This is a genomic window from Sphingopyxis granuli (assembly GCF_001559015.1).
Taxonomy (GTDB): Bacteria; Pseudomonadota; Alphaproteobacteria; order Sphingomonadales; family Sphingomonadaceae; genus Sphingopyxis; species Sphingopyxis granuli.
Map to the genome: position 1 here is coordinate 3,760,134 of NZ_CP012199.1, position 11,829 is coordinate 3,771,962.

10 protein-coding genes are annotated in these 11,829 nt (G+C 64.1%); 2 read left to right on the forward strand and 8 right to left on the reverse strand.

The window, feature by feature from the left end:
- Positions 1-113: 113 nt before the first annotated feature.
- Genes SGRAN_RS17310 through SGRAN_RS17320 form a run of 3 tightly spaced genes read right to left on the reverse strand, consistent with a single transcriptional unit; the run spans position 114 to position 2,922 of the window.
- Entirely contained in the window at positions 114-1,505 is a 1,392-nt protein-coding gene (locus SGRAN_RS17310) for an SPOR domain-containing protein (RefSeq protein ID WP_067185726.1), read from the reverse strand.
- Positions 1,506-1,531: 26 nt separating this feature from the next.
- The gene (locus SGRAN_RS17315) at positions 1,532-2,182 is read right to left on the reverse strand and encodes a hypothetical protein (protein ID WP_067185730.1); all 651 of its coding nucleotides are present in this window, start codon (positions 2,180-2,182) and stop codon (positions 1,532-1,534) included.
- A 17-nt stretch (positions 2,183-2,199) separates the two neighbouring features.
- Positions 2,200-2,922, reverse strand: a complete 723-nt coding sequence (locus SGRAN_RS17320; protein ID WP_067108446.1) for a ParA family protein — start codon at positions 2,920-2,922, stop codon at positions 2,200-2,202.
- Positions 2,923-3,177: 255 nt separating this feature from the next.
- Between SGRAN_RS17320 and SGRAN_RS17325 the strand changes: the two genes are divergently transcribed.
- Positions 3,178-4,548, forward strand: a complete 1,371-nt coding sequence (locus SGRAN_RS17325; RefSeq protein WP_082737328.1) for an SPOR domain-containing protein — start codon at positions 3,178-3,180, stop codon at positions 4,546-4,548.
- A gap of 355 nt (positions 4,549-4,903) precedes the next feature.
- Here SGRAN_RS17325 and SGRAN_RS22370 read toward each other — a convergent pair whose 3' ends face one another.
- The 5 genes from SGRAN_RS22370 to SGRAN_RS17345 form a co-directional block, all read right to left on the reverse strand.
- Positions 4,904-5,197, reverse strand: coding sequence for a hypothetical protein (locus SGRAN_RS22370; RefSeq protein ID WP_172709669.1), 294 nt, complete (start codon positions 5,195-5,197; stop codon positions 4,904-4,906).
- Positions 5,194-9,525 carry an RHS repeat domain-containing protein gene (locus SGRAN_RS17330; protein WP_082737329.1) on the reverse strand — a complete coding sequence of 1,444 codons (4,332 nt, stop codon included), beginning with the start codon at positions 9,523-9,525 and terminating at the stop codon, positions 5,194-5,196. The genes SGRAN_RS22370 and SGRAN_RS17330 overlap by 4 nt, the downstream gene beginning before the upstream one ends.
- 57 nt (positions 9,526-9,582) lie before the next feature.
- A complete protein-coding gene (locus SGRAN_RS17335; protein ID WP_237233554.1) occupies positions 9,583-9,849 on the reverse strand; it encodes a hypothetical protein in 267 nt (88 codons plus the stop codon).
- A 125-nt stretch (positions 9,850-9,974) separates the two neighbouring features.
- Positions 9,975-10,364 (reverse strand): DUF6118 family protein, encoded by a 390-nt coding sequence (locus SGRAN_RS17340; protein WP_067185735.1) that lies wholly within the window; start codon positions 10,362-10,364, stop codon positions 9,975-9,977.
- Position 10,365: 1 nt separating this feature from the next.
- A complete protein-coding gene (locus SGRAN_RS17345; protein ID WP_067108440.1) occupies positions 10,366-10,563 on the reverse strand; it encodes a DUF1192 domain-containing protein in 198 nt (65 codons plus the stop codon).
- A gap of 210 nt (positions 10,564-10,773) precedes the next feature.
- On the opposite strand from SGRAN_RS17345, the gene SGRAN_RS17350 reads away from it, so the two are divergent.
- The gene (locus SGRAN_RS17350) at positions 10,774-11,772 is read left to right on the forward strand and encodes an NAD(P)H-quinone oxidoreductase (protein ID WP_082737330.1); all 999 of its coding nucleotides are present in this window, start codon (positions 10,774-10,776) and stop codon (positions 11,770-11,772) included.
- Positions 11,773-11,829: the final 57 nt, after the last annotated feature.

Below are 11,829 nucleotides of genomic sequence, written 5' to 3' on the forward strand. Positions count from 1 at the left end.
ATTGGCGGTCGCTCTATACCGGATTGGGCATGGCGGCAAGGCCCCGCAAGCGAAGGGGCGCGGTTTTCCACCGCGCCCCCTGCCGTTTCACTCCCCCCGGAGTGCCGAAAAACTCAGCGCGACGCCATCCGCACCGGGCTGGCCTTCGCCGCCCACTGGATGCTTTCGCTGCCGCCCATCTGGCGGATGAAGCATTGCTGCCCCTGCGCCTTCAACTGGCGGCAGAGCTCGGTCGCGTCGCCGCGGCTCGCAAGGCCGTTGACCGTCAGGCGATGGAAGGTGCGTCCCTTCACCACCGCGCTGTGGCTCGATGCGGGGAACTGGCCCAGCATCGCGTTGCGGCGTTTGAGCACGCCCCATTTTTCCTGCGCGATCGCCAGGCTGTCATAGGCGCCGAGCTGCACCGCCCATCCCGACGGCTTCTTCGAGTCGAAGCTCATCGCGCGCGGAACGATCCGGGTCGCGATGTCGAGCGCCTCGCGCTGCATCGGACGCAGCCGTTCGCCGTCGGTGCGCGGCGCGTGGCGATAGGGCGCCGCATCGGCGAGGATCACCGGCGCTTCGGCCTTCGGCGGCGCCGGCAGATCGCTGACCGGCACGACGCCGTGGGCATCGCGCGCTGGCATCGGTAGTTCGACGGCGCGGATCGCTTCGCTGGCGTCGGCAACGACGGGCGGCGGCGGCGCAAAGCGCTCGACCGGCGCCGGGTCGGCGGCGGCCATCGGCGCCGGAACATCGGCCGCGGCCATCCGGGTGTCGGTGCTGGCCTGCAGCGCGAGGCGGGCCGGCATGCCGCCGTCGGCGCGCATGCTGGTGCCGATCAGGGTCGCGATACGGACCCCGGGGTTCGGCTGCTCGGCCAGTTTCGTCCATTCGGCCATGCGGCCCTCGACCTTGTCGAGCGACAGATCCTGCGCGGCGAGGATGCGCGCCTGCGCCCAGCGTCCCGAAAGCGCGAGGGCGAGCGCGAGATTCTGGCGCGTGCGCGCGTCGGCGCCTGGCGCCCGCGCGGCTTCGCCGAGCGTATAGAGCGACGCCTCGCTGTTGCCGACGAGTGCGAGCGCCAGCCCCGCGTCGGATGCCGGCACCGTGTCGTCGTGCGCGCGCAGCAATTCCACTGCTTCCGCATTCTTGCCCTGCGCGATATAGGCGAGCGTCAGGGCGATCACCGTGTTGCTGTCGGTCGCGCCCAGTTCCATCGCCTCGGTCAGCGCGGTGCTCGCCGAAACGAAGCGCCCGTCGTTCAGATAGGCCTGGCCGAGCAACGTGCGATAACCGGCGTCGCGCGGGCTTCCCGCGACGGCGGCCTCGGCGAGCGCGACAGCCTTGGCGGCCTTGCCCTTTTCGAGCGCGCTGCGCGCCTTGTCGGCCTGTTTCGCGGCGGCGTCGGCGTCGGCGGTGCGCGCCGGTTCGGTCGCCGCCGAGCCCGCGCTTGCGCAGCCCGCCGTGCCCGCCCCCAGGACGAATCCCGAAATCGCGAGCTTGATCAGCATTTTGCGGTTCATCTTTACAGTCCCCCCAAACTCGGGTCTTAGCGCTGCCGCGCCCGGCGCGCCGGACGCGCCGCCGGCAGGCGGCTCGCCATTGCGTCGATCTCGGGCAGCGACGAGAGATAATCGTCGAGCAAATCGGTCAAAATGCCCTGCGCCGAGCGGTTCGTCACCGCGCTCGCAAGGCGCAGGCGCAGATGGCGTTCGGCATCGAGGCGCAGCGTGAAGGCCGCCTTGTCGCGGGCACGCGGCGCGCGCGCCGGACCTTCGGGCGCCTTCGCTTCGGGACGCCGTTCGACCTTGCGCGCCACGGCGGCGACGCGGTCGAGCAGCGATTCCTGCTGGCGCACGACCTCCGGAATCGCGGGCGGATTCGCGGGTGCCTCGGCTTCGGGTGCCGGGAGCGGCGCGTCGGGAACCGCGCTGTGCTCGACCGCCTGTTCGGCCTCGCTGTTGTGCTGCAGCACCGATCCGGCGAGCAGCGGCTTCAGGTCGACCATGTGCGCCGGTTCGGACGACTGCTGCGGATCGACGTCATAGCCCATGTCGTTCCAGCCAAGATCGTCATAGCCCGGCTGGACGAGCGGCGCGGGGCCGCTGCCGAGCGGCTGGCGGCGCATCGCGGGGCGCGCCGCGCCCTTGCGGGCGAGCAGGCCGGCGCTCAGCGAGGCAAGTGGTTTGGGTTCGCCCATGAGTTCCGCTCCCCCGCTCACTGGCCCGCGATGCGGCGGCCGAAGCCCCCGCCCAGCGGGCGCACCGCGCCGTAACCCGCCTGCGCGGGCATCGGCGCCGAAAAGACGGTGCGGCGGAAATTCTTCTCCAGCCGGTCGTTGATATAGGTCCACAGCTGGCGGACCTCCTCGGCCGAGCGGCCGTTGGGATCGACCTCCATCACCGTGCGGCCATCGATCATCGAGGCGGCATAGTCGGTGCGGTGGTGCAGCGTCACCGGCGCGACGGTGCCGTGCTGCGACAGCGCGACCGCGGCCTCGCTGGTGATCTTCGCCTTGGGCGTCGCGGCGTTGACGACGAACACCAGCGGCTTGCCCGCGCGCTCGCACAGGTCGACGGTCGCGCCGACGGCGCGCAGGTCGTGCGGGCTGGGACGCGTCGGGACGACAATCAGCTCGGCGACCGAAATCACGCTCTGGATCGCCATGGTGATCGCCGGCGGCGTGTCGATGACCGCGAGCTTGAAGCCCTGCTGGCGCAGGATCTCCAGATCGGAGGCGAGCCGCGCGACCGTGGTCTGGGCAAAGGCCGGAAGGTCGGTTTCGCGCTCGTTCCACCAGTCGGCGAGCGAGCCCTGCGGATCGATGTCGATGAGAACGACGGGACCGGCGCCGGCAAGCTGCGCCTGCACCGCGAGATGCCCGGACAGGGTGGTCTTGCCCGATCCGCCTTTTTGTGAAGCCAATGCCAGAACGCGCACGACTGTCCCCCTGGATATCCTCGAATTGGCGACGGGATGCCACGCGGGGGCCTAAAATTGGGTTAACGATGCCGAAAAGAGGGTGAACGATCGGTTCGCGCTCATGGTCAACAAGGGCTTAAGAGGTGTTTGTGCCATTTCGGATCAAAAGCCGGGACCCCGCGTTTTTCGCTAACGGGGTGTTAGCCATTTGGGATTAGGACGGCGGGCGGAACTGCTCGCTCGTCAAGTGACGCCGTTCATTGGAGATTGCCGATGCGTTCATACCGCACCCTCTTGCTGGCTGTGCCGCTGATCCCGGCCGTGCTGCTCGCCGCGCCCGCGCTGGCCGCGACCAAGGCCGCGCCGAACGCCGCGCCCCCGGCAGCGGCGGCAGCGCCCGACGTCAAGGCCGGCGTCGATGCCTGGGAAGCGGGCGACTATGCGAAGGCGGTGGCCGTGTGGCGCCCGCTCGCGATCGCCGGCGATCCCGACGCGCAATTCAACCTCGGCCAGGCCTACAAGCTCGGCCGCGGCGTGCCCGCCGACCTTGGCCAGGCCGAAGGCTGGTATCGCCGTGCCGCGAAACAGGGGCATTTGCAGGCCGAAGACAATCTGGGCCTCGTGCTCTTCACCGCCAATCGCCGCGACGAGGCGATGCCCTTCATCACCCGGTCGGCCGAGCGCGGCGAACCGCGCGCGCAATATGTTCTGGGCACCGCGATGTTCAACGGCGATCTCGCGGCGAAAGACTGGCCGCGCGCCTATGCGCTGACCAAGCGCGCGAGCGATGCCGGACTGGGCATCGCCTCGGCGCGCCTCGCGCAGCTCGACCGGCTGATTCCGCTCGACCAGCGGCAGCGGGGCCTCGCGCTGCTGCCCGAAATGGAGAAGAACGAGCAGCGCGCACGGCTCGCCGCGGTGAACGCCGCCGCGCCCGAAGCGCCGAAATCCGCGCCGTCGCCGGTGCAGACCGCGAGCCTGCCCGCCTCGGTCCCCGGCACGCTCTACACGCCGCCGCCCGTTCTTGCGCCGGCACCAGCCCCCGCCCCGATCCCTGCCCCGGCCCCCAGGCCCGCGGCGCCGCTGTCGCCGGCCGCGCAGCACGCCGCCGCCGCGGCGGCCGAGGCTGCGGCCAGCGCCGATGTGGCGGCCGCAGCCGCGAAGGAGGCTCCAGCCGACACCATCCAGACGGCGCCCGGCGCGATCCGCGTCGTCACGCCGCCGCCGTCGCAGCCCGCGGCGCCGGGCACCAGCTATGCCGCGCCGCCCGAAAAGGGGCCGCTGCCGCCCGCCGAAACGCCCGCGCCTCCGCCGACTCCGGCGCCGATACCCACGCCCGCGCCCGTGCAGGAGAAGGTGGTCGTCGCCACGCCGAAAGCGGCACCGCCCGCCCCCGCTCCCGCCGCCGGCAAGAGCCCGTGGCGCGCGCAACTCGGCGCCTTCGGCGTCGAGGCGAACGCGCGGAACCTCTGGCGGTCGGTCGAGAAAGCCTATCCCGCCGCAGCCGCACGCCAGCCCTATCTGGTCAAGAGCGGCAAGCTCACCCGCCTTCAGGTCGGCGATTTCGCGAGCAAGGCCGACGCCGAATCCTTCTGTTCGGCGGTGAAGAAGGACGGCCGACCCTGTCTGGTGGTCGACCGTTAGAGGTCGTTTGGCATCGGATGGGGAGTATTCCGGTCATCCGTGAGGCGCATCCGATCAACGCCCGCCATTCCCCGCAACGAGGCCGATCTCACTATCGCTGAAACGGCCTTGGGGCGGATTCCGCACATTTCCCATTTTTGCCATTCCCGCGTTCTCAGGCGCACCATTGTTATAATTCGTTTGAAGTGGCTATTTGATCCCAGAGCGCGCAGAGACGCCTTGCTCCCGACGGACACTAAAACCGGCAGCGGACCATCATAATTCGATTCACATGAGCGGCTCAACCTCGCCCTTTGTTTTCACTTACTTGAGTCTCCAAGCTCTGAATTCCCGCGATGGCCACATCTCGTTTACACTACACAATTTGCACGACACATCCGGTCGCTATTATTTTAGAAGGCCCTGACCAAATATTAAATTCGATTCCTTCAATCACATTTAGACTACTGGAAAAACTAATAACAGAAACCAAAACCGTTTCTGATTTTCCATGAATTATAATATCTCTTTTTCTTTTCAGTATTGCCGGGTATTTTATACCTTCAATTTGAACATTAACACCAAATTCTTCTAAGTCATATCCATCTATCTTTTCCCTATCCACGCAAAAAACAATATCAGCCAAGAAAGAAACGCTAGAATTTCTCATCTGATGCACCCTAATTCATGGATACCGGATTTGCGGGCATCGCGATTTACGGCTTGGAGCCCTGCAGGATTGAATGATATCGCGTCCCGCCCATCAAGAAACTCGTCAGTGCCCATCCCCCTAGTTGTAATGCTGATTAAGGTAGACACCACAGTTTGTTCACGGCCGAATGCGTTAAGAGCCATGCGGCCATATCGCTCGGCATCCTCACGCGTTGTCCAAAATTGTTTTTCTCCAAATCCACTAGGGCTGGGTGAAAATTGTCCGCTGGATCGAATAGAGCTTAACTCCCGTGGTCCAACCGACCTAAATATTGGAACAGATGGCTTCGGCGTGTCTCCACCCAATGACAATACGGCTAATGGGGCGATGGCGCGGGCAATCAAGGACCCCAAACCTCGTGCAACGCCTGCTCTAAAACGACCACCTGCCGTGGACTCTGCAGCCTTCGCAACTGCGGGTGGGGCCAAAAACGCTCCACTCGACGAACATGTTTCCCCCATGTTCGCCTGACCAGATTTGTAGAATCGCGATCCCGTTACAACGATATCGTCGCCAAAACCCGCTATTCTGTACCAATCCTCAAGGCTAAACCCCCTGGGATCATAGCACATATCTTCTCCATAAGGCAAAGATACGCCCATGGCGCACAGCCCCGTCGGATCGTTAAAATTTACCGGATCGCTGGCAACATAATTGTACCAGTTCATCCCATCGGAGTACCCGATCGGATCAGTCTGCATGAAGCGTCCGAGCGTCGGGGAGAACATCCGCGCCTTATAATACCACATCCCGACCTCGGGCAGCCACGCCTGCCCAGTATAACCAAATCGCCCTATATTTCCCGGCGCCGGAATGCCGAACTCATCATATGCGTTGATGTTCACCGTCGCGCCTGCGCTGTCGGTGACGCTGACGACGCTGCCGCGTTCGTCGGCCATCAGGAAGCGCCGCGTGGCATTGCTGATCGCGCTGCCTTCGTACCAGACGATCGGATTGTCGATGCCGGGACCGTGGACATAGCGGCGCTGCACCGCGTTCGCAGCGTCATATTCGCCGATCATGTCGATGCCGTCGTAGAGAAAGCGAGTCGTCACCGGCGACTTCACCGTCTGATACAGCCGCCCGAGCGGGTCATAGGCAAGGGTAGTGCTGCCCGGCGCAGTCTTGAGCAGATTCTCCGCCGTATAGGTGTAGGCATTGGTTCCATCGCTCGTCAGGTTGCCGCGCGCATCGTAGCTGAACCCCAACCCGCCAGCGTTCATGATCCGGTTGAGCCCGTCGGCAACATAGGTGCGATCGACGTTATAATGCGCCTGCCAAGCATAGGCATCATTGCTCCGCACCACGCTCTGGATCTGCCCCGCCGGATTATAGGCAAAGGTCTGCGTCAGGTCGTGCGTCGTCGCCGCGTCGCCGAGGTTGTTGGTGATCGTCTCGACCCGCCCGTTGGTCTGCGTCGTGGTGCTCGCGCCATAGGTAAAGCTCTGCACCGATCCGTTGCCGAAGGTTACGCTCGTCCGCCGGCCCTGATTGTCGAAGGCATAGGCCGCGAGCACTCCGACCCCGCTCGTCGCACCATTCTCGCGGATCTTCGTGACGTTGCCGATCGTGTCATAGTCGTAATTGATTGCTAGCGTGCCGCCTGGATAGCTCATCGTCAGCCGTCGGCCTGCCGCGTCATAGGTATAGCCGATGGTGCCGAGCGGCCCAGTCTGGCTAGTCACCTGGCTGAGCGCGTTGAGCGCAAAGCTGTGCGTCTGCGTCCCCTGCGTCACCCCGGTCGCACGGCTCATATAGTCATAGGCATAGGTGACGTCGGGTTCGGTCCCCGGCAGGTTCTTTGTCGTCAACCGGCCGAGATCGTCATAGCTGTAATCGATCGTCGTCCCGTCGCGCAGGCGGCGCTGGGTGACGCTGCTTCGCGCGTCATAGGTCAGCCCCTCATAATCGCTCGCATTGCTCGCGTTCGCGCCCTTGGTCGTCGACGGATAGCGCGTCTGCTGCAATCGGTCGTGGCCGTCGTAGATATAGGTGGTGCGGTTGCTTTCGGCATCGATCACATAATCGACCTGCCCGTTCGCGGTATAGGCAATGCGCACCTCGTCGGCCGCGGCGGTGGTGCCGATGGCGTTTTCGACCTTGGTCGACCGGTCGTTTGCGTCATAGCTGGTGCGCGTGATCCGGTCGGGACCATAAGCGGTCGACGCCGTCGCCGCGGTACATGCACTCGCCGGCAGCGAAGCCCAAGTCGCCGGGTTCATCCGTACCGCAGTGCATTGCAGCCGTTTCTTCGTATCATAGCTATACTGGGTGACCCCGATCGTCCCCGATGGGGTCGAGATCACTTCCTTTACGACCTTCTTGTTGGCGTCATAGGTGTAGGTTACAGTCTGCAACGCCGTCATGCCGTTGAGATCGGTCAGCGTCGTTCCGGTGACCGTGCCGGTCGAGATCGATTGCAGCAGCGTTGTTAGATTTACATAGGTGCGCCGCTCCGCCTGGCGCGGACGTGGACCGGTTCCATCGGGGTCAGGATAGATAACCCCGACGGGCAAGTCGGTCGTACCGAAATAATAGGTCGTATCGCTGGTTCCCGGCAGCGGGCCGTCGATGCTGGTGACATTGCCGCGCCAATCATAGGCGTAGGTGGTCGTCGCGCTCACCGAGCCGTTGCCCGCCGCGGTCGTCACGCTGCTTGGCATCAATTTGCTGTCGTAGGCGATCGTGACCTTGGTCTCATTCGCGGTGCCAGCACAGTTCGCTGCGGTTGCGCAGGTCGTGATTTGAGTCACCTTATACACCGTGCCATTTGGCGTAGACATTCCGGTGTAACTATAGTTGATCTCGGGCCGCACCCCTGTCTCGGTTCCTGCTGCGTCCGCGGTCGGCGACGGCAGTTGGACCTTCGTCACCTGCCCATGCGTTGTGTCATAGGTGTAGTTGGTGCGGTTACCGAGCGCATCCTGCGTCCAGTTCGGCTTGTTGCATTTCACGACATTGGTGCAGGTCGCATCGAAGTTCGCGGTCGCGACGATATCGGCAAGTCCGCTGCCCGATTTGGCAACGACGCGGGTTTCCGTGATGTTGCCGCGCGCGTCGTACGTGGTGTGGACATAGTTGCCTTCGGGCATCGTCATGCGCGTACGACGTCCCGACGCATCATATTGGTAGGTGACGGTCTGCGACGTGCCATTGGTGATCGTTGTCGGCTGCCCGACGGTCGGATTCGACACTGCCTGCCCCGTATCAGTGCCTGCCTCGGTCGTATTTACTACCGTATTGGTACCTGACGTCCCCCAGCTGTAAGTTTTGGTTACACCGTCCTCAGTGATCGAGGTGACCCGGCCGCTGCTATCGTAAGCGATCGTCGTCGTGTCGGTCGTCGCGCCGGGCCGCCGGATGCCAATGACACGTCCGTTCCCCGTGCCGCTCGTACCCTTGGTAAAACGCCAAACCTCGCCGGTTGTGGTGGTGACCTCCAGGATATTGGAAGCCGGAGAAGCGTATTGCGCTATCGGCGTGTCGGGCGGAAATGTGCAAGGGACGCCAATTCCCGTGCAAGTAACTTCATCGGAATGAAAAAATCGTGCGGTTGTCGATCCAAAGGAAACCTTGTAGCCCGACGACGACGTAACTGTCGCTCCGCTAGCGACACTAACAGAGCAATTTTGCGCCCCCACCGGCCCGGGGGAGCAGCTATAACTAGTGCTATAAGATAAGGTGAACTTTTGGCCGTCAGGGCGCTTTACCGACACAGGCAGCGCGCAGTGCGTCACCAATCCAGGGCAATAATAGGTGACGGTGCCGGTGGTCGGGTACATATTCGAAATCAGCGGCGGCGTTTTGAAAACAACCTCAGTCCCGTCGGCCGCCTTGTAGACATATTGCACTCTGGAAGGCTGCTCATAATCTATCCGGATGAGCGTTGCACCGTTGGCCTTGCTCGAAGTCCAACCTCCGCCGCCCGGAACGAATTTTTCAGAGACATTCCCAAAAATGATGTTGATATGATTTTGACCATCGAAGTTGATCAGGTTGAGCTCACCTGTCCAATTATTCTCGTAGCCGCCTTTGCCATAGTAACGAATCAGCGACACGCCGCCATCAGCCGGACCGATCGAGCCTTCGAGAAGCTTCACGTTGAAACTGCCGGTTGTCAGATCGACACCGTAAACATCATCGTTGCGATAGGGTTCGGGGCCGTCCTGCGCCTGCGCCGGCGAGGTTACGCCCAGCGCCGCGATCATGAGCAGCGTCCATATCGCCGCCAACAGGCGATAAAATCCGCGTCCCGCTGCTTCTCCGCCCTCAAACCGCATTTGCATTCCCCGTTTCCACCGATCCGCCGATGCCCCGACAGCGCAGTTCCGGCCTCGAACGCCTTAAGGTGGCGGGTTCGGAGAGTTGGTCGTCTTCAGGCGCGTGCGGTTGTCGGCCTTATCGTGGGTATATTCAACGGTGACATTGTTGTTCACCGTTCCCGTGCGGACGACCTTTACCAGCCGGCCTTTCGCGTCATAGGTGTAGGTGATTGTCTCCGCCGCGGTCGCGGCACTCGACATCGCAAGCAAAGCGACAGCCCCAAGCAATACTCGACCAACTCTCATGCGCGCACCTCTGTCGCGGAGACCAAAGGAATCGAGTCCCATATCTTATTGTTTTGTGAAGGCTATGAAGCTTGAACATCGATGTCAACAAAAGCGGCGGGAAATAGAACCACTTCGGCAGCATTATCCGATTCTCCCCGTGACGGGAGGATAATTGACACGCAAGATTACTCGCTCCCTCCAACCTTGATGGTGCAGTGAACAGGCGCCTTTCGCTTCGCGGCCTTTTGTTCGCACTTCGCGATCGTTTCCTTATTCTCATGGCGCATCACGGCGGCTGCGCTGATCGCGCGCCACGCTTCCGGGCTGTCCACCTGCATCATGCAGCTCCCGGCTTCCCATATGCTTGGTTCGCCGACAGTGCGCCGCGCAATTTTCTCGGGCCAGTGCCAGCTCTCGGGCACGGAGCGTGCGATCATGCCGGGGAGGAGTGACCAGAGCAGGCATCCGGCGAGGACGCCGCCGCCGATGCCCCGTAGAAGATGCTCGCGCTGGCCTTGCCGGGTGCGCGCGTGGCCGATGATCTGGCGCAACGCTTTTGCACAACCCGCCCCCATCCTAGCCTTTGCGGAACAGCGCCTCCGCGTTTGCCTTGAAGCTGCCCGCAGCGGCGGCGTGCTTTCTGGTGCGCTCGATTTCGGCTTCGAGCACGGCGATGCGGTCGGCGAGTTCGTCGACCGATAGCGGGTCGAGCGGCTGGCGAATCAGCGCGGCGAGCAGGTCGTCGCGGCGGCGGGGAAGATCGTCGTCGTCCATGGCGTTTCCTTTCGCGCCGGTCGCGGTCGATGGCGCGCGACTGTTGACCCGTGCCGTCCCTCTGTCAATAAGGCGGCCACAAGGATGACGCCTCGCCCTTTCCGCCGTCGCCCCGGACACGATCCGCATCCGCCTGCCCGAACCACCGGCGCTGGCGGACCGGGACCGGCGGCGCGGAGAGCGGGTGGAGCTAGTGGGGGATTTCAGAGCGTGACCAGCTTGCCAGCGAGCATGACCGCCATCGCGATCCGCGAACCGGGCGGACCCGAGGTTCTGGTGCCGGAGACGCGGCCGGTGCCGCAGCCGGGACCCGACGAAGTGCTGATCCGCGTCGCCGCGGCGGGGGTGAACCGCCCCGACGTGCTACAGCGCATGGGCTTTTATCCGCCGCCGCCGGGGGCCTCCGACCTGCCGGGGCTGGAGGTCGCGGGGACGGTCGCCGCGATCGGACCGGGCGGCGACCCGGAGTTGCTGGGACAGGCGGTATGCGCGCTCGTCGCGGGCGGCGGCTATGCCGAATATTGCATCGCGCCGGCGGGAAGCTGCCTGCCCATGCCCGCGGGATTCTCGATGGAAGAGGCGGCGGCGCTGCCCGAAACCGTCTTCACCGTCTGGCACAATCTGTTCGAACGAGGCTGGGTCAAGGACGGCGAGACGGTGCTCGTCCACGGCGGCACCAGCGGCATCGGCACCACCGCGATCGGGCTGTGCAGGCTGTTCGACATCCGCATCGCGGTGACGTGCGGCAGCGCCGAAAAATGCGCCGCGGCGCGCGCACTCGGCGCCGACCTCGCGATCGACTATTCGACCGAGGATTATGTCGAGGCGGTCAAGGCATTCACCGACGGCAAGGGCGTCGACGTCGTGCTCGACATGGTCGGGGGCGATTATGTGCCGCGCAACCTCGCCTGCCTCGCCGAGGAGGGGCGCCATGTCAGCATCGCCTTCCAGCGCGGCGCGACGGCACAGGTCGACATTTCGAGCCTGATGCGGCGGCGGCAGACGATGACCGGGTCGACGCTGCGCGCGCGCAGCGCCTCGTTCAAGGGGGCGCTGGCCGACGAGATCCACCGGACGCTGTGGCCGCTGCTTGCCGAGGGCGGCTGGAAGCCGGCGATGGACCGGCGCTTCCCGCTGGCCGAAGCCGCCGCCGCGCATGCGCGCATGCAGGCGGGGGAGCATGTCGGGAAGATCGTGCTGTCGGTTTAGCCGCCGCCGTTTCCCAAGGCTTCGTTAACCATGAAGCAAGGCTGCGACGCTAATTTG

Coding starts and splice junctions, on each gene's coding strand:
- SGRAN_RS17330 (WP_082737329.1), bottom strand. CDS start 9,525: ATGCAAATGCGGTTTGAGGGCGGAGAAGCAGCGGGACGCGGATTTTAT.
- SGRAN_RS17315 (WP_067185730.1), bottom strand. CDS start 2,182: ATGGGCGAACCCAAACCACTTGCCTCGCTGAGCGCCGGCCTGCTCGCC.
- SGRAN_RS17345 (WP_067108440.1), bottom strand. CDS start 10,563: ATGGACGACGACGATCTTCCCCGCCGCCGCGACGACCTGCTCGCCGCG.
- SGRAN_RS17335 (WP_237233554.1), bottom strand. CDS start 9,849: ATGGGACTCGATTCCTTTGGTCTCCGCGACAGAGGTGCGCGCATGAGA.
- SGRAN_RS22370 (WP_172709669.1), bottom strand. CDS start 5,197: ATGAGAAATTCTAGCGTTTCTTTCTTGGCTGATATTGTTTTTTGCGTG.
- SGRAN_RS17340 (WP_067185735.1), bottom strand. CDS start 10,364: ATGGGGGCGGGTTGTGCAAAAGCGTTGCGCCAGATCATCGGCCACGCG.
- SGRAN_RS17310 (WP_067185726.1), bottom strand. CDS start 1,505: ATGAACCGCAAAATGCTGATCAAGCTCGCGATTTCGGGATTCGTCCTG.
- SGRAN_RS17325 (WP_082737328.1), top strand. CDS start 3,178: ATGCGTTCATACCGCACCCTCTTGCTGGCTGTGCCGCTGATCCCGGCC.